The 17,947-nt window shown below is 35.8% G+C and carries 15 protein-coding genes and 1 other annotated feature; of the genes, 4 read left to right on the top strand and 11 right to left on the bottom strand.

The genetic code is table 11. The features are described from left to right. Nucleotides 1–5: 5 nt before the first annotated feature. Nucleotides 6–1,751, bottom strand: a complete 1,746-nt coding sequence (locus ACWPVO_RS05950; RefSeq protein ID WP_412428354.1) for an ABC transporter ATP-binding protein — start codon at nucleotides 1,749–1,751, stop codon at nucleotides 6–8. Further along, nucleotides 1,738–3,450: an ABC transporter ATP-binding protein gene (locus ACWPVO_RS05945; RefSeq protein ID WP_454207225.1), complete on the bottom strand. Its 1,713-nt coding sequence runs from the start codon at nucleotides 3,448–3,450 to the stop codon at nucleotides 1,738–1,740. Before ACWPVO_RS05945 ends, ACWPVO_RS05950 begins: the two co-directional genes overlap by 14 nt. A gap of 95 nt (nucleotides 3,451–3,545) precedes the next feature. Between ACWPVO_RS05945 and ACWPVO_RS05940 the strand changes: the two genes are divergently transcribed. Continuing rightward, nucleotides 3,546–3,965 carry a RidA family protein gene (locus tag ACWPVO_RS05940; protein WP_454207223.1) on the top strand — a complete coding sequence of 140 codons (420 nt, stop codon included), beginning with the start codon at nucleotides 3,546–3,548 and terminating at the stop codon, nucleotides 3,963–3,965. Nucleotides 3,966–4,078: 113 nt separating this feature from the next. On the opposite strand, the gene tuf is transcribed toward ACWPVO_RS05940, so the two are convergent. Together tuf and ACWPVO_RS05930 are read right to left on the bottom strand one after the other, a co-directional pair. Further along, entirely contained in the window at nucleotides 4,079–5,272 is a 1,194-nt protein-coding gene (gene tuf / locus ACWPVO_RS05935; protein ID WP_454207221.1) for an elongation factor Tu, read from the bottom strand. An 80-nt stretch (nucleotides 5,273–5,352) separates the two neighbouring features. Further along, the gene (locus ACWPVO_RS05930; RefSeq protein ID WP_454207219.1) at nucleotides 5,353–6,696 is read right to left on the bottom strand and encodes an MATE family efflux transporter; all 1,344 of its coding nucleotides are present in this window, start codon (nucleotides 6,694–6,696) and stop codon (nucleotides 5,353–5,355) included. A gap of 186 nt (nucleotides 6,697–6,882) precedes the next feature. Here ACWPVO_RS05930 and ACWPVO_RS05925 point away from each other — a divergent pair, with 186 nt between their 5' ends. Together ACWPVO_RS05925 and hutG are read left to right on the top strand one after the other, a co-directional pair. Further along, nucleotides 6,883–7,836 (top strand): 2-hydroxyacid dehydrogenase family protein, encoded by a 954-nt coding sequence (locus ACWPVO_RS05925; protein WP_454207217.1) that lies wholly within the window; start codon nucleotides 6,883–6,885, stop codon nucleotides 7,834–7,836. An 8-nt stretch (nucleotides 7,837–7,844) separates the two neighbouring features. Next, nucleotides 7,845–8,876 (top strand): formimidoylglutamase, encoded by a 1,032-nt coding sequence (gene hutG, locus ACWPVO_RS05920; protein ID WP_454207215.1) that lies wholly within the window; start codon nucleotides 7,845–7,847, stop codon nucleotides 8,874–8,876. An 82-nt stretch (nucleotides 8,877–8,958) separates the two neighbouring features. Here the strand turns inward: hutG and ACWPVO_RS05915 are convergent, their stop codons facing one another. Genes ACWPVO_RS05915 through ACWPVO_RS05905 form a run of 3 tightly spaced genes read right to left on the bottom strand, consistent with a single transcriptional unit; the run spans nucleotide 8,959 to nucleotide 11,630 of the window. Then, nucleotides 8,959–9,738, bottom strand: coding sequence for an ABC transporter ATP-binding protein (locus tag ACWPVO_RS05915; protein WP_454207213.1), 780 nt, complete (start codon nucleotides 9,736–9,738; stop codon nucleotides 8,959–8,961). After that, nucleotides 9,731–10,609: an ABC transporter permease gene (locus tag ACWPVO_RS05910; RefSeq protein WP_454207211.1), complete on the bottom strand. Its 879-nt coding sequence runs from the start codon at nucleotides 10,607–10,609 to the stop codon at nucleotides 9,731–9,733. The genes ACWPVO_RS05915 and ACWPVO_RS05910 overlap by 8 nt, the downstream gene beginning before the upstream one ends. 7 nt (nucleotides 10,610–10,616) lie before the next feature. Continuing rightward, on the bottom strand, nucleotides 10,617–11,630 hold the full coding sequence (locus ACWPVO_RS05905) for an ABC transporter substrate-binding protein (protein ID WP_454207209.1): 1,014 nt from the start codon (nucleotides 11,628–11,630) through the stop codon (nucleotides 10,617–10,619). A 61-nt stretch (nucleotides 11,631–11,691) separates the two neighbouring features. Next, nucleotides 11,692–11,937: a binding site (T-box leader), on the bottom strand. Between the two features lie 218 nt (nucleotides 11,938–12,155). Here ACWPVO_RS05905 and htpG point away from each other — a divergent pair. Further along, nucleotides 12,156–14,009 (top strand): molecular chaperone HtpG, encoded by a 1,854-nt coding sequence (htpG, locus tag ACWPVO_RS05900; protein ID WP_454207207.1) that lies wholly within the window; start codon nucleotides 12,156–12,158, stop codon nucleotides 14,007–14,009. Nucleotides 14,010–14,171: 162 nt separating this feature from the next. On the opposite strand, the gene ACWPVO_RS05895 is transcribed toward htpG, so the two are convergent. The 4 genes from ACWPVO_RS05895 to ACWPVO_RS05880 all read right to left on the bottom strand — a co-directional run. After that, nucleotides 14,172–14,702, bottom strand: coding sequence for an HNH endonuclease signature motif containing protein (locus tag ACWPVO_RS05895; protein ID WP_270675687.1), 531 nt, complete (start codon nucleotides 14,700–14,702; stop codon nucleotides 14,172–14,174). A gap of 176 nt (nucleotides 14,703–14,878) precedes the next feature. Beyond that, the gene (locus tag ACWPVO_RS05890; RefSeq protein ID WP_454207205.1) at nucleotides 14,879–15,436 is read right to left on the bottom strand and encodes a hypothetical protein; all 558 of its coding nucleotides are present in this window, start codon (nucleotides 15,434–15,436) and stop codon (nucleotides 14,879–14,881) included. Continuing rightward, entirely contained in the window at nucleotides 15,408–16,226 is an 819-nt protein-coding gene (locus tag ACWPVO_RS05885; RefSeq protein WP_454207203.1) for a hypothetical protein, read from the bottom strand. The genes ACWPVO_RS05890 and ACWPVO_RS05885 overlap by 29 nt, the downstream gene beginning before the upstream one ends. 46 nt (nucleotides 16,227–16,272) lie before the next feature. Continuing rightward, the coding region (locus tag ACWPVO_RS05880; RefSeq protein ID WP_454207201.1) for a recombinase family protein at nucleotides 16,273–17,947 on the bottom strand (1,675 nt) is incomplete at its 5' end.

Below are 17,947 nucleotides of genomic sequence, written 5' to 3'. Positions count from 1 at the left end.
TCCTCCTAGTTTTTAAACTGTGAATTGTAAAGTTCTGCATAAATTCCATCTTTTGCAAGAAGTTCCTTGTGATTTCCCTTTTCCACAATGTCGCCCTTGTCTAGGACCAAAATCATATCAGAGTTCACAATAGTGGAAAGTCTGTGGGCAATGACAAAATTTGTTCTTTCCTTTAAAAGATTCTTCATGGCCTTTTGAATAAGTGCCTCTGTCCTCGTATCTACTGATGAAGTTGCCTCGTCTAAAATTAAAATTTCTGGATCTGACAAGAGGGCCCTTGCAATTGTAAGAAGCTGTCTCTGTCCTTGAGAAATATTTGACGCCTCTTCATTTAAGCCTGTGTCGTAGCCTCTTGGAAGCTTCTGAATAAAGGAGTGACAGTAGGCCTTCTTAGCTGCTTCAATGACCTCTTCTCTTGTGGCATCTTGCCTTCCATAGAGAATGTTGTCGTAAATTGTCCCCCTAAAGAGCCAAGAGTCTTGAAGGACCATACCAAAGATGGACCTCAAGTTCTTCCTTGAGACGTCCTTAATGTCTACTCCATTAATTTTTATGCTTCCCCTATCAATATCATAAAACCTCATTAAAAGATTTACAATAGTTGTCTTGCCAGCTCCAGTTGACCCAACTATGGCAACAGTTTTGTTTTTCTCAACCTGAAGGTTTAAGTTATTGATGACAGGAGTCTTCTTGTCGTAGGAAAAGTAAACCTCATCAAAGGCAATGTCTTCCACTGGTCTTTTTATTTCCTCTGTAACAATTTCTTCTTCTGGCTCTTGGTCTAGAAATTCAAAAATTCTTTCGGCAGCAGCAATTGATGCTTGAAAGATTGAAGCCATCTCTGCCAACTGCTCTATTGGGTTTGCCAGTCTCCTAACGTATTGGATAACCGCCTGGATGTCCCCAACAAATAATTTACCAGATAGGACAAGGAGTCCTCCAACAATAGAAAGCATTACATAGCCAAGGTTAGAAATAAAGGTCATAATTGGCAGCATGATCCCCGTCATAAAGGATGCTCGGTAGCTAACCTCATAGAGGTTTTCATTGATGTCCAAGAATTCTCTCTCTGCTCTTCCTTCATAATTAAAGGCCTTGATGAGTTCTGATCCTGAGAAGTTTTCTTCAACAAAGCCAACCATGGACCCAAGTCCTTGTGACTTTCTCCTAAAATATCCCTGAGACTTCTTTGAAATAAATTTCGTAGAAAAGTAAGTCATGGGTAGGGTAAATAAAAATACCAAGGTCAAAATTGGAGAAATTTTTATCATAACTGTCAAAATTCCCACTATTAATACAATTGAAGAAAGGATTGATGAAATTGTCTGTTGCAAGTTCTTGCCAAGAGTCTCAACATCGTTGGTCATCCTGGACAAGAGGTCCCCAGTCTTGTTTTTGTCGTAATAAGAAGTTGGGATGTACTTTACCTTTTCAGAAATTTCTCTCCTGAACTTTGCAATTAAGTCTTGGGTTACATCTACTAAAATCCTTCCCCTGAAGAATTCAAAAACTCCTTGTAAGAGGTAAACCACCGCAAGAATAATGCAAATCTTTATAACATAATCGAAGTCAATCCTCGTATTCATTTTTATATTTTCAAAAATTCTCGTTGTGATATTCCCCATGAGTTTTGGAGAAAAAATTTCAAAAATCGACGAACCAATTGTGAGAAAAATTGCAAGGAAGAGAAAGAACTTATAGGCTTTTAAATATGAAATTATCCTCAAAAGTGTGTTATTATTCTTCTTCATAAGCTTGCCCCTGACTAATTGCGATTTCCCTATAAACTTCGTTGGTCTTCATTAGGTCTTGGTGGTTGCCATAGCCTGCCACCCTGCCATCTTCTAAGACTAAAATCTTATCTGCATTTAAAATTGTAGCAACCCTTTGGGCAACAACAATTACAATTTTATCTTTAAGCCTCTTCTTCAAAAGTTGTCTAAGCTCGTAGTCCGTCTTGTAATCAAGAGCCGAGAAGGAGTCGTCGAAGAGGTAGACTGATGCATCACGAGTAAGAGCCCTCGCCATAGCAAGTCTTTGCCTTTGACCACCTGAAAGGTTCCTTCCAGCTCTAGAGATTTTCTTCTCCAAAGGCTTGTCACCTAAAAATTCATGGGCTCTTGCATTTTTTAAAGACGCTATCATTTTTTCATCCTCAGCATCTTCCTTGGCATAGGATAAGTTTTCTGCAACAGTTTTTGAGAAAAAGAAATTCTCTTGTGGCACATAAGAAATCTTGTCCCTGACCTCATAATTGTTTAAAGTCTTTATATTTCTTCCATTTAAGAAGAGCTCTCCATCACCTGGCTCGTAAAATTGAAGTAAAAGTCTTAAAAGGCTTGACTTGCCTGACCCAGTTCCTCCAATGATGCCTAGAGTTTCCCCCTTCTTCACGTCAAAACTTATGTCATTTAAAACCCTTTGAGATGCATCGGGATAAGCAAAAGAAAGATTTTTCGCCTCAATCTCATAAATATCTCCAGATAATTTTTTATCTCCACCAGTTTTTGTTGATTCGTATTCCAAGACTTCGTTGATCCTCTCCATGGAAGCAAAGGTCCTTGGAAGAAGTGACAAGAGAAAACTCATCATTATCATGGCAGATAGGACTTGGGTGATGTATTGGATGAAGGCCATTAGGTCCCCTATCCCCATCTCCCTTATGTCGATAAGCTTAGCACCAAAGTAGAGGACAAAAATAATTCCAAAATTTAAAATCGTCCCCAACATAGGTCTCACATTGACAAGAAGTTTGTTCACCTTAGCTGCCATTTCTTGATAAGAAAGATTGGCTTCGTCAAATATTTCTTCCTCGTAAGCATCCTTTGAGAAGGCTCTAATAACTCTGACGCCAGTTAGTCTCCTCCTAAAAAGTTCATTTAACTTGTCAAGCCTTCTTTGCAAAATTGGAAAATAAGGAAGGCCCTTCTTAAAGACAAAGTAAATCCCAATTCCAATAAAGGGAATTGTAATGGGAAAGACTGCCGACAACTTGACGTTAGTTGAGAGAGCCATGATGAGACCACCAATAAACATAAGGGGACCCCTAACAAGAGGTCTAAGTCCCATTAGTACCATTTGCTCAACTTGGTTGACGTCATCAGTTGTCCTTGTGATAAGCGATGAAATAGAAAAATGTTCCACATCATCAAAGCTCAGGTAATTAATTTTTTTAAAAAGTTTGTACCTTAGGTCTCGGGAGAAGGCCATAGTAGTCTTAGAAGAATGATAAGCAGCAGAAGCCCTGCACATAACAGTAAAAATCACGACAATAATCATGACGCCGCCAATCTTTAAGACATAATCCGTGTCTCCATAGGCAACCCCCTTATCAATTACAAGACTCATAAGCTTAGGAAGAAAAAGTTCCCCAAGCGCATTGCCAAAGGTAAGAAGGATGACAACAACAATTCTTAATTTATATTTATCTAATCCCTTGTATATATTCATAATTCCTCCATCATTTCATTCTAACATATAGAAATTTAAAATAAAATTCAGTGAACAAGTCAAAGACTTGCTATAATGAAGGAGAGGTGATAGGAATGGAAAAAAATCCAATACCACAAGGAAGATACTTGCCAGCCAAAAAGTCTAATGGATTCATCTACTCAGCAGGTATGACGCCAAGACTCGATGGCAAATTAATCTTAGAAGGAAAAGTTACAAGAGACAAAGAAATTTCTTTTTATCAAGAAGCTGTAGTCCAAGCAACAAAGAATGCTCTTACAGCAATAATAAATACTTTAGAAGAGGGAGAAGACTTAGAAGAAATAATTAATATGACAGTCTATGTAAACGCCGAAGAAGGATTCACAGCCCACTCAAAGATAGCAGACCTAGGATCGAACTATCTATTCGAAGCCCTAGGAGAAAAAGGCATTTCCGCAAGAGCAGCCCTAGGTGTAATGACCCTACCAGGCAATGCCCCAGTAGAAATCCAACTCGTAGCAAGTTATAAGTAGCTTTAAAAATTTTAAACCACCTATGCAAGGTGGTTTATTTTTGTTTAAAGGTTTGCACAAAAAAGAGGGAGCATTAACTCCCTCTAATTTTTTATTATTTTGTAATCCAAGGATTAGTCAAGAATCTTTGATACTACTCCTGATGCTACTGTTCTTCCACCTTCACGAATAGCGAATCTTAGTCCTTCGTCCATTGCGATTGGTGTGATTAGTGTTACTGTAAATGTTGAGTTATCTCCTGGCATTACCATTTCTACTCCGTCTGCTAGTTGGATGTCTCCTGTTACGTCTGTTGTTCTGAAGTAGAATTGTGGTCTGTATCCGTTAAAGAATGGTGTGTGTCTTCCACCTTCTTCTTTTGTTAGTACGTATACTTCTGCTTCAAATTTTGTGTGTGGTTTGATTGTTCCTGGTGCTGCTAGTACTTGTCCTCTTTGGATTTCTTCTCTTTGTACTCCTCTTAGTAGGGCTCCGATGTTGTCTCCTGCTTCTGCTTGGTCTAGTTGTTTTCTAAACATTTCTACACCTGTTACTACTACTTGTCTGCTTTCGTCTGTTAAGCCTACTAGTTCTACTGTGTCTCCTACTTTTACTACACCTTGTTCTACTCTTCCTGTTGCTACTGTTCCTCTTCCTGTGATTGAGAATACGTCTTCGATTGGCATTAGGAATGGGTGTTCTGTATCTCTTACTGGTGTTGGGATGTATTCGTCTACTTCTTCCATTAGTTTTGCTATTTTGTCTCCCCATTCTCCTTCTGGATCTTCTAGGGCTTTTAATGCTGATCCTACCACGATTGGTGTGTTGTCTCCATCGAAGTCATATTCACTTAGTAGGTCTCTTACTTCCATTTCTACTAATTCAATTAGTTCTGGATCGTCTACTTGATCTTCTTTGTTTAGGAATACTACTATCTTTGGTACACCAACTTGTCTTGCTAGTAGGATGTGTTCTCTTGTTTGTGGCATTGGACCGTCCGCTGCTGATACTACTAGGATCGCTCCGTCCATTTGTGCTGCTCCTGTGATCATGTTCTTTACATAGTCAGCGTGTCCTGGGCAGTCTACGTGTGCGTAGTGTCTGTTTGCTGTTTCGTATTCTACGTGTGATGTTGAGATTGTGATTCCTCTTTCTCTTTCTTCTGGTGCTTTGTCAATGTGTGCGTAGTCTACGAATTCTCCTCCGCCGTATCTCTTGTTCATTACAAGTGTGATTGCAGCTGTTAGTGTTGTCTTACCGTGGTCAACGTGACCAATTGTTCCAATGTTTACGTGTGGTTTATTTCTTTCAAATTTTGCTTTTGCCATGCTTTTCCTCCTGGATATTTAAATTAAGTTCATAATACCTCAAATTCAAATTTTTTTCAACATTTAAGCTAATTTAGACATCAAATTGCTTCTATTTTTCCTCTAACAAAGGTATTCATAAAATATGCTATAAAAAATACTGAACCTATCTCTGCTATTACATATCCCCACCATATCTCGTTAACTGTAAAATATGTGACAGCTATATAGGCAACTGGCAGTAGGATAATAATTTGTCTTAGGATTGAGTCAAGTAGTGCCAATATTCCATTGCCAAAGGCTTGGAAGACACTGGCTCCCACTATGGATATGCCTGCAAAGATGTAAGACAAAGCACAAATCCTAAGCATTGGTATTCCTATCTCTAACATCTTGCCTGATGCAGAAAAGATTTTTAAAATTTCTCTTGGGAAGGACATTATTAAGCCTGAGACTATTAATGTCATTACAGTTACTGTTATCATTGCCAGCTTTATTGACTTTATAATTCTCTCCTTGTTTTTGGCTCCATAGTTGTAGGCAATTATTGGGACAAGTCCGTTGTTGATACCAAAGATTGGCATAAAGACAAAGGACTGAACCTTGAAGTAGGCTCCAAGCGCTGCTATGGCTGATGTGGAAATCTCTGATAGCATCTTGTTTAGTACATATATTGTAAAGGACTGGATTGTTATTGTTATCATGGATGGAATTCCAACGATGTAAATGCCCTTGATAATTTTTGGATTAAGGGAAAGCTTCTTCATTGTTATGTCTGGGTTAAACTTATGTTGGAAGAAGGCCCCGCAAATTGCTCCAATTATTTGTCCCGTCACTGTAGCAACTGCTGCACCCTTTACACCCATGGCTGGTAGTCCAAAGTAACCAAAAATAAAAATTGGGTCGAGAATTATATTTAAGACAGCTCCAATTAATTGTGTGAGCATAGTAAAGACTGTTCTTCCCGTTGACTGAAGAGTTCTCTCCAAAAATATTTGTGTAAAGACGCCTATGGATAAGCCCATTACAATTTGAAGATAGTCCACGCCATACTTAATTATATTTTCATTTGTTGTTTGGGCTGACACAAAGGGTCTTGGTAAAAATCTTGACAAGATAAATAGAAGTAGGCCATATAAGAGGGCAAGTGTAAGTCCATTCTCTGCTGTCTTGTTGGCCCTGTCAAAGTTCTTCTCTCCCAAGTATCTTGAGATCAGTGAGTTCATACCAACTCCTGTCCCAACTCCAATTCCTATCATTATATTTTGTATTGGAAAGGCAATTGCTATGGCAGTGAAGGCTTCTTCGTTAATCTTTCCAATGTAGTAGGAGTCCACCAAGTTGTACATAGACTGGATGAACATAGAAATTACAATTGGAAAGGAAACTTGAAATAAAAGTTTTGGGATTGACATGGTCCCCAATTTATTTTCATTGTTTTGCACTTAATCACCTCTTAATCTTTCTATCTATAATCTTAACTATTATATAGGAAGATATAAATTTTTTAAAGTTTCTAAGTCTAATAAAATCAATTTGAATTTTTATAATTTTTCTCTTCACTTTACTTGTGACCTAATATTTTTTTACATTTAATCTCACTATGATAAAATGTAGGCAGAGGTGATTTTGTGAAATTATTGATTACAAGTAATATTCCAAAAAAAATTTACGATGATCTAGACAAAAATTTTGAAATAAGCTACCACGACTCCAATGTTCCACTAAAGAAAGAAGAAATTATTGAAATGATAAAGGGACAAGATGCCCTTCTATGTCCTCTTTCAGATAAAATCGACAAAGAAGTCATTGATGCTGGCGACAATTTAAAAATTATTGCCAACTACGGAGCTGGCTTCGACAATATAGATATTGATTACGCAAGAGAAAAAGGAATTGTTGTTACAAACGCACCTGCTCCTGCATCTGCTGTGTCAACAGCTGAACTTGCCTTTGGACTTATGCTTGCTGCTGCAAGAAAAATTGTATCTGGCGACAAGGTTACTAGGGCTGGAGAATTTTATGGCTGGCGACCAACATTTTATCTTGGAAGTCAACTTAAGGGAAAAACTCTTGGCATAATTGGACTTGGCAACATTGGAAAAAATCTTGCTAAGAGGGCAAGAGCCTTTGAGATGAAGGTTGTTTATTATTCACGAACAAGAAAAGAAGACTTTGAAAAAGAATTTGACATAGAATACTTAGATAAAGATGAAGTAATAAGGTCCGCAGACTTTTTAAGTCTTCACACAGCTTTTGTGCCAGACCTTCGCCACATGATCTCAAAAAAAGAACTTGAAATGATGAAAAAATCTGCTATATTAATAAATGCGTCAAGAGGTCCAATTGTTGATGAAGATGCCCTTGCTGATGCACTAATAGAAAATGTAATAGCAGGAGCTGCCCTTGATGTCTATGAGTTTGAACCAAGAGTAAATGATAAACTTATGGACCTTGACAATGTAATCCTTGCCCCTCACCTTGGCAACGCAACTTTTGAAGCAAGGCTTGAGATGGGCGAAAATGCAAAAGACAATTTAATTGACTTTAAAAATGGTAAAAATCCAAAAAACAAAGTAAACTGAGGTGTAAAATGATAAATTATTATAGTCCACAAGAAATGACTATATGGTCTGGCAGAGTTGACGATGAAAACGACTACGAATCTTTTAGGTGGCACCAATGGGTTAAACCCCTTGACCTAAACGATGAAAGCTTAACTCCTTTCGAAGGCAAGCTTGGCTTTGGTATTGTAGGTTTTGAATCTGACCAAGGTATTGAGCTTAACAAGGGAAGGTTCGGAGCTGCTGCTGGTCCTGCTGCTATAAGAAAGGAACTTGCAAAACTTCCATGTCAATTTTCTAAAGAAGTTAAGATCTTTGACTGCGGTAACGTGACAAGTAAGTACACAACTCTTGAAGCCAGCCAAGACGAACTTGCTAAGGCTGTTGATAGGGTTCTTGAGTTAAACTTATTCCCCCTAGTCCTTGGTGGCGGTCACGAAACTGCCTTTGGTCACTACAAGGGAATTAGCACTTTTCTTGACGACAGAGAAGACAACAAGCTTGGAATTTTAAATTTCGATGCCCACTTTGACCTTAGACCTTATGAAAAGGGAACTGGTACAAGTGGAACTATGTTTAGGCAAATCGCCGACTACACTCGTGAAAAGGGAACTCAATATGCCTACTATGTAATGGGAATTCAAAAACACTCCAACACTCTTTCCCTATTTAGAACTGCAGAAAAGTTGGGCGTTACTTATGTCTTAGGTAAGGACCTTATCAACGGCAACTTATTTGATATTGTCCAACATCTTGACGAATATATCCATGAGCAAGACCACCTATATGTAACAATTTGTATGGACTGCTTCACATCTTCCTATGCACCAGGAGTTTCTGCTCCTCAAGCCTTGGGAGTTGATCCAGAAAAAGTAATCCTACTTTTAAAACACGTCTTTTCATCTGGCAAGCCAATGAGCTTTGACATTTGCGAAGTTTCACCAAGATTCGACCACGACTCTGTAACTGCCAACTTGGCATCAATTCTTGTTTACACTGTTGTGTCAACTATGGCTCAACACGAGCTAGGCAAGGCAAACAAAAAATATATTCCAAACTAAGTTATAAATAAAAATTTAATCTAAAAAAATTGCCATGGACTTATCCATGGCTTTTTCTTTGTCAAAAATTATTTTCTTTTCCTTATAGAGAATTCCCTACCTCTATAGATATTTCATAAAATTTATCTAAGATGGAATCTAGCTTAAGATTTTTCTTTTCTTCGCCAGCTAAGTCCATAATCTTTTCTCCCTTGTGCATCATTATGAGCCTGTCCCCATACTTAAGTGAATAATTTAAGTTGTGGGTTACCATAAGGGCAGTCAAGTTTTTTTCTCTCACGAGCTTATCTGTGATTGCCATAACTGTGTCTGCTGTCTTGGGGTCAAGAGCTGCTGTATGCTCGTCTAAAATTAAAAAGTCTATGGGAACAAGAGTTGCCATTATAAGGGCAAGAGCTTGTCTTTGACCACCTGATAGGAGTCCAACCTTGTCATCTAACTTATCCTCAAGTCCAAGGCCAAGACCTCTTAATGTATCCCTATAGATTTCTCTCTTCTTTTTATTTACTCCTGGAGTCAAGTTCCATGACTTGTTTTTATTTTCCGCCATGGACATATTTTCTAAAATTGTCATCTTTGGCGAAGTTCCCATCTTTGGATCTTGAAAAACTCTTCCCATCTTGACGTATCTCTTGTGCTCAGGAATCTTTTTTAGGTTCTCTCCGTCTATTAAAATTTCTCCCGAGTCTTCTCTTAGAGACCCGCAAATTATATTTAAAAGAGTGGACTTGCCTGACCCATTAGACCCAATGATGCTAAGGAATTGTCCCTTGGGAAGGCTTAGGTCAAAGCCAGAAAAAAGTTTATTCTCATTAGCTGTTCCAATGTTAAAGGTTTTGTCAATTGATTTCAACTCAAGCATGATGGACCTTCTTTCTCTTTCCCCTTCCTGCGATTAAAATCACAAGGAAGATTGCTGCTGTTATAAGTTTCATTGAATTTGCCGAAAAACCAAGGGCAATTGCAAGGGCAATTGATGCCTTGTAGAGAATTGATCCCACTAAAACCTTACTTGTGTCCTTCATAAAGTCCAGGCTCTCAAGGAGTTTCATCCCAAGGACCACTGCCGCAAGACCCATTACCATGGACCCAGTTCCCATGGAAACTTCAAAAAATCTTTGCTCTTGACAAACTATAGCCCCGCTTAAAGCCACAAGTCCATTGGAAAGTGCAAGGCCACAAATCTTTACCCTGCCTGGGTCAACTGCCATGGTCCTAACGAGGCTTTCGTTGTCGCCACAAGCCTTTAAAATAAATCCAGCCTTGGTCTTTAAAAAATAATCTAAGATAATTTTCATCACAAGAACAAAAGGAATCATAACAAGGAGCAAGTCAAAATCTTTTAAATTTTCGGGCACAAGTCTTGCAAGTCCAGTAGAAAAAATTGTTGCCTCATTAAAGATTGGCACGTTGGCTTTACCTGCAATTTTTAAATTAATAGTCCATAGGGCAGTTTGCATAATAAGACCTGCAAGTAGGTCTTCTACCTTTAGCTTTATGTGTATAAGGCCTGTCAAGGAACCTGCAATAGCTCCAGCCAAGAAACTCATTACAAGGGCAAGGCCAGGATTCACTCCCCTTAGGATTGCAAAGACTGTTACTGCTGCTCCCAGCGGAAAGGACCCGTCAACTGTTAAGTCTGGGAAGTCCAAGATGCTGTAAGCAATATAAAGACCAAGGGCTAAGAAACTATAAGTCAGCCCCTGCTCAATTATTCCTCTTAAGATATCCATGGCTTACCTACTTTTCTGAAGGGATTATAACTTCAGTTATGTTTTCTGTTGCCCTATCAAGTAGGTCCTTTGGTATTTCTATGCCAAGGTCTTTAGCAACCTTTGAGTTTAAGTATAGGTTTGGCTTTTCAATAGTTTCAAAAGGCATTTCACTTGCCTTAGCTTCTCCTTTTAAAATTTTTGCAGCCATCTTACCTGTTTGCTTTCCAAGAGAAACATATTCAATACCTTCTGAACCAAAGCAACCCATATTTACTTGTTCAACTTCAGAACCAAAAACTGGAATCTTCTTTGCATTGGCCTTGTCTAAAATTGTTGGAAGAGAATTCACAACTGTGTTATCCAAAAGATTTGTAATTGCATCAACTTTTGAAAGTAAGTTGTCTGTTGCTAGAGGTATGTCTGCTGTAGTGTTTATAGCCTCGTCAACAATTGTAAAGCCGTACTTGCCTGCAAGGTCCTTGTAGATTTTTAACATTGAATCAGAGTTTGCTTCACTTGATGTATGAAGTATGCCAAGATTTTTTGCTTCCGGCATTATCTCTCTTATTAATTTTAATTGAGCTTCCACTGGCAAGATGTCACTTGTGCCTGTTACATTGCCAAGAGGTTTTTTATTTTCATCTGCAAGTTGAGCAACAATAGGATCGGTAATTGCTGTGTAGACAACTGGTATGTCTGTTTTCATTGTTGCGTTGTAGGCACTCATGGCTGCTGGTGTGGCAATTGCTGTTACCATATCAACCTTGTTGCCCACAAAGGCATTTGCTATTTGGGCTGCTATACCTATATCTGCTTGGGCGTTTTGGTAATCAATTTCTAAATTCTTTCCTTCAACAAATCCTTCTTCTTCAAGTCCTTGTAAGAAACCTTCCCTACAATTATCAAGTGATGGATGTTGGGCAAATTGTAAAATTCCAATTTTATAAACTTTCTCACCATCAGAAGTTTTTTCTCCGCTTCCCTTTGAACATCCAACTAACAACATAACTAATGACAATACTACTAAAATTTTTTTCATTTTTTTCTCCTTTTCCTCACACTATGAGAGAAGGATGGAAATAAAAAAAGACTTCCATCCCTAATGGGACAAAAGTCTTAACTTCTGCGGTACCACCCAAATTTGCATAAAGCACCCTCTCATCAATACTAACATATTGGTCTTATTTTAACGGCTAAGTCCCGTCGGGCATTACTCTAAATCAAAGATTTATTTCTTCCCGCCCTCAGAAGTCCATTCATTTAAACTTCACCTACAAGTCTCTCACCATGTGACTCGCTCTCTTTAAAGCTCCATAAAAATTACTAATCTTCTTTATCGGTTTATTATTTAGATATAATATAGGCTTTCAATTTTATTTTGTCAAGAAGTTTTTTTATATTGATTTTAAAATAAAAAAACTTCACGAGATTAAAAAAATTTCTATCTCTTTAAATTTTAAAACTATAAGCCCAAAATAATTTTCAAAGGTTTGACTATTTTAATAAAAAGATATATATTATTAGCAGAAGCACATATCGAGTGCTAATGAAGAAAGGTGATAATATGCAAAATAAAAAATATAATGCCGAAACAGAAAGATTAATGGACTTGATGATTCATTCCATTTACACAAATAAAGAAATATTCCTAAGAGAACTCATCTCCAACGCATCAGATGCTATGGACAAGATGTACTACATCGCCTTAAACGATGACAAGCTTAAGTTCAACCACGAAGACTATTTCATTAGGATAACTCCTGATAAGGACAAGAGAACTTTGACAATAGAAGACGGTGGCCTTGGCATGACTGCTGAAGAACTTGTAGAAAACTTGGGAACAATAGCTAAGTCAGGATCCCTTGATTTTAAAAACTTAAACAAAAAAGATGCCGACCACGAAATCATTGGACAGTTTGGTGTTGGTTTCTACTCTGCCTTTATGGTTGCAGATGAAATTTCTGTCTTGACTAGGTCTTACAAGGAAGAAAAAGCTCATCTTTGGAAGTCCAAGGGTGCAGAAGGCTATTCCATTGAAGATGCGGAAAAGGACAAACACGGTACTATCATTACTCTTCACTTGAGAGACAACACAAAAGAAGAAAATTATGATGAATATCTTGATGAATATAAGATAAGAGAACTTGTGAGCCACTACTCCAACTACATCTCCTATCCAATTAAGATGGAAGTGGAAAAGAAAAGACCAACTGCCGACTCAACAGAAGATGATCCAAAGTTTGAATCCTACAGAGAAGACGATGTGTTAAACTCTTCTGTCCCAATGTGGAGAAAAAATAAAAATGAATTAAAGGAAGAGGACTACAACAACTTCTTCAGACAAAGACACTTTGGCTTTGAAGATCCCCTTGCCCACATCCACATCTCTGTAGAAGGTATGATTTCCTTTAAGGCAATTTTATACATTCCATCAAGGAGACCTTTTGACTTCTTAAACCCAGACAAGAAGGGTGGACTTGAACTCTACTCCAACGGCGTCTTAATTATGGAAAAATGTGAAGACCTACTTCCAGACTACTTGAGCTTCATCAAGGGCGTTGTAGACTCAGAGGATATTTCCCTTAACATCTCACGTGAAATGCTACAAAAAACTCGTGAACTCCAACTAATTAAGAAAAATATAGAAAAGAAAATCCTTGATGAACTTGCAAAGATTCTTAAGAACGATAGGGATAAGTACGCTGAATTCTTTAAAAACTTTGGCGTCAGTCTAAAGTCAGGTGCATATGAAAATTATGGAGCAGACAAGGACAAGCTAAAGGACCTCTTTATCTACACAACTACTAAAAGAGAAAATATTACTTTTAACGAGTACAGGAAGGACATGTTGCCAGACCAAGACTTCATCTACTATGCAAATGGCTCATCAATCGAGGCTATTAAGGACCTTCCACAAATCAAACACTTTATTGACAAGGACATAGAAGTCCTTGCCCTCACAGATCCAATTGATGAGTTTGTCATCAAGATGCTAGAAGAATATGACGACAAGAAGTTCAAGTCTATTTCTGAAACAGATGAAGTCAAAGAAGAGGATGAAAAGAATTTACAAGACTATGTAAAGAAGATGAAAGACATCTTAAAGGGAGAAGTTTCATCTATAAGAGAAAATCCAAATCTAAAAGATGACGCAGCCTACCTATCAAGCAAGGGTGAAATCTCCATTGAAATGGAAAAAACTCTTAGCCACATGCCAAACAACCAAGGCTTTAAGGCAGACAAGGTCCTAGAAGTAAATCCAAACCACCCTGCTGTGAAAAAATTAAAGGAAATGGACGAGTCTTCAGAAGAATTCAAAACTTACACACAAATGCTATACGATGGAGCAAGACTTGTTGCAGGACTTGAAATAAAAGACCCAATAGCCTACGCAAGAAATGTTTCAAAGTTAATGTAAGATTATAAAAATTTAAAACTTTCAAAACAGCTCACAAATTGTGGGCTGTTTTTTTATATACTTAATCATATTCATCTCACAATTTCCATTAGCAAATTTTAAAAAATTTTATTCCAGGAACTCCTAAAGTAGTCCCTGGAATTTTTCTACTTAAATTGGATTTTAATCAATTTCATACTTTTCTCTCAATTTTTTAATTAAAATCCTCATTAGTCCAGCTATAGTTGAAGAGTTTAAATACATTTGTCCAAAATGATGAGTAGCATAGCTACCTATATCTTCCCCTAAAATTTCTTTAGCTTCCTTGTCGGTTATAAATTTATCAAATATGGCAATGTCATCCTTAAACTTACTTTTATAGATTCTCTCATATTCTTCCAAGCCTCGGTTTATCCAAAATGTATCATAGTAGGGTTCCTTATATGCTTTAAGCCAATCCCACATAATTTCAGGGTCATAAACATTAGGGTTTTCTAAATGACATCTTTTACAAAGCAAGACATAATTCGATGGAATATCTTCACCACCCAAAGATCTTGGAATTATATGACATCTCTCCAGTCTTCTTTTTGATCCACATCTCCAACATCTTTCTAATGCTTCCGATGCATCAACACTTAGATTGCTTTCATCAATTCTAGAAAACCAATAATCATATATCTCTTCTTTTGTTGTTTTTATTTCTTTAGTCATCTTTTCTCCTAATTATTTACATGCTACTTTAAGTTTGCCAATTATATTCCAACTTAATCTTATAGAAATATATTCGCATTTAAGCTTTTTTCCACTTCATATGATAATTTTATATGATAAATTTTATTTTAAGCCCTATATCTAGCATTAATCAATATTTGTTTAGCTTATAATGTCTAAACTAAATTCCTAGCTAAAACAATATCACTTTCATCTTGGTATATTGGTATGCAATTAATATCTAGTAATTCATTTATTAAGTATATTCTATCTGATTTGTTAAGATCTAAAATCAAAGCCTTGGACATAAAAAGCAATGTCCCTGTACCTATTATTTGTAATTTCTCTATTGTTTTTTCTAAAAAGTATTTAATCATTTGTATTTTCTCAAAAAAATCTTTCGGATCATCTATTAGATTGAAATCATCTATTATAGCAACGGATCCTATTCCTCCAACTTCATTACAGTAAATGTTATAAGCACTTGCCACATATTCTAAATCACCAGAAATACTATCGGCTAATAATAACATATCTTCAACATTATAAATATTAAAGATATAAAAGGTTATACTAGCTATAAACTTTTTAACTTCTACCTCGTCTTGCCATAAATATTCGAAAAAATCTATTCTTCCCAGCATAATATCATCATATTCACAATCAGACGTTAAAAAAATTTCAAAATCAATTATCTCATACTTTTCAGAAAATTGATTGGATTGATATGTCATCTAAACCTCCATATTCTGGTAAAATCAATACTTTAATGTACTCAGCAATGATATCTTGATCAAGAATTTCTCCTTTAATAGCAATATGCCTTAAATCGTCTATATATTCAGATTCTTTTTCAAACTCTATTTCTTTCTGTAAATCAAATTTGTTTAACAAGTTTATTTTTTCTACATTTATTGAGTTCTCTTTAAAGAGATATGAAACAAATTTTGATTCTACAAAAGCTGTAACATACAAATGAGGAAAGTAAATATTATTCTTTTCTTCTATAATATATTCAAATAAAATTTTATTATTATCTCTAGTAATGCTAATATATTCTGTAAATTGATTAAGAATATTAGCTGTATTCCTAATATAATTCCATATATATTCTGATAAAGATAAGCAATCTTCAACTGAAGGTGGAGAATGATTTTCATGCTCTATAAGATTTCTAAGATTAAGATACTTATTTAATGTCAGCGTTTTTATAATTTCAAAATATTCTAAATCTCCTAAAAAATCTTTAGTTTTCTTTTTAGAGCTGTATTTTATATTATCAATTCCTAAATTTTTTCTTAACTCCATAGACGTTACATTAAAGGCTCTTTTAAGAGATAAGAATCCCTGGTTTAGCTTTTCTTTATTATCATTACAATTTAATATAGTATTATTTGCTTCATTCCATATTTCATAAGCACTATTTAGCCCATAAATTTTACCAACATTCATAACCCTACCAATAATACAATCTTCAATAATCTTTGAATCTATCCATACATTTTCTAAAAAATTGCCTTCCATATTCACTTCCTAATTAATAAAAATTTTTGTAGTTGGTTAATCTATCCTAGAAATTAAAGTAATACATTCCGCGTGCGTTGTCTTTTGCTTGGGAACATAATTTTTTATCCTCGTCATTTTTGTGGGAGCACAATTTATCACTGTCATTGTCTTTGGCATTTTTTCTTTTATCTTTGTAATTATTAGAATCTTGACTATCTTTAACTCCTGTTTTGAAGTAAAATGTTAAGTCATAAGGATGAACTGTTCCGTCTTTATCAATTCTACCCACTACGACTTTATCAACTATGCTTTCAAATACTGTTCTATTAAATTCCTCTATAATTTCTTTATTTTCTAAGACCTTTTTAAATTGCTTTAGTCTTTCTTTAATAGAGTTTTCATCTTTGATAGTTAGCTCCAGCGTTTTCTTTTCATCAAGTAATTCTTCTTTTTGTTTTGTAAGTTTTTTATACTTTTTAGCATAAACTTCTTCGTCTATACTATCTTCTAAATGAAGATCAACTAACTTTCTTTCTTGAATAATGATTCTATTTAAATGATTTTCTATCTTTTTCAGATCCTTGGCTAAAGATTCATCATTTATTTCTTCTTCAACAATCTTTAAAAAGTCATCTATTACTGTTGAATCTGCATGGCATAATTGCCTATAGCTTTCAACAAATGCTTTTTCTATTGCTGCTTCTTGTATTCCCTTTGAATGAGGGCAATATTTTTTACCTTTTTTAGTTGATTTTACACATTGCCAGTTTATTTTTTTGTAAATTGAACTTGTATGCCAAGTTCTTCTTGAAAGTATTTCTCCACAAAATCCACATTCAAGCATACTTGAAAAAGCATATTGTCTTGATAGTTTTTCTCTTTTTCTATCCTTGTTAGCTATGGTGTTTCTGTTTTGTGCTCTCCTAAGTCTAATCTCCTGTGCCTTTTCAAAATCTTCTCTTGATATAATTGGCTCGTGATGATTTTCAATGTGATATTTATCAGATTCTCCAAAATTTGCTAATCTTCTTTTTGTTATGGGATCAACTGTAAAGGTCTTTCCCATTAGTATATCGCCAATATACTTTTCATTCTTAATTATTCCTAACACTGTAGTATCAGACCATTTTGTTTTACCTCTAGGAGTGGGATATCCTTGCTCTTCTAGTTCTCTACCAATGACTGAGCCACCATTGCCCTCTAAATATCTTTTAAAGATGTATCTGACAATTTTAGCTTCTTCTTCATTTATAGAGATGCTTTTTGTTATGGGGTCATAATCGTATCCAAGGCAACCTTGAAAGCCAATAAGTTCCCCTTTTTCCATTTTCATTTTCAGTCCTTTTTTCACATGGGCTGAGGTATTTTCTACTTCTTGTTGAGCTACTGAACTTAATATTGTTAATAGTAACTCTCCATCCATTGTCAAAGTATCTATATTTTCTTCTTCAAATACTACACCAACGTTATTTTCCTTTAGAAGCCTTACATATTTCAAAGTATCTAATGTGTTTCTAGCAAATCTTGATATAGATTTAGTAATTATCATGTCTATATCTCCATTTTGACAATCACTTATTAACCTCATGAAATCTGCTCTTTTAGTAGCAGTTGTTCCTGTTGTTGCTTCATCTGCATATATACCAGCCAGAGTCCAGTTCTTATTATTTTTTATTAGATTTGTGTAATAATCAACTTGCGATTTATATGATTCAAGTTGGTCTTTACTATCTGTACTT

This window comes from Peptoniphilus sp. Marseille-Q6390, assembly GCF_965119475.1.
The sequence above is the reverse complement of the archived record's forward strand: the minus strand, read 5'-3'. Positions and strand labels throughout refer to the sequence as shown.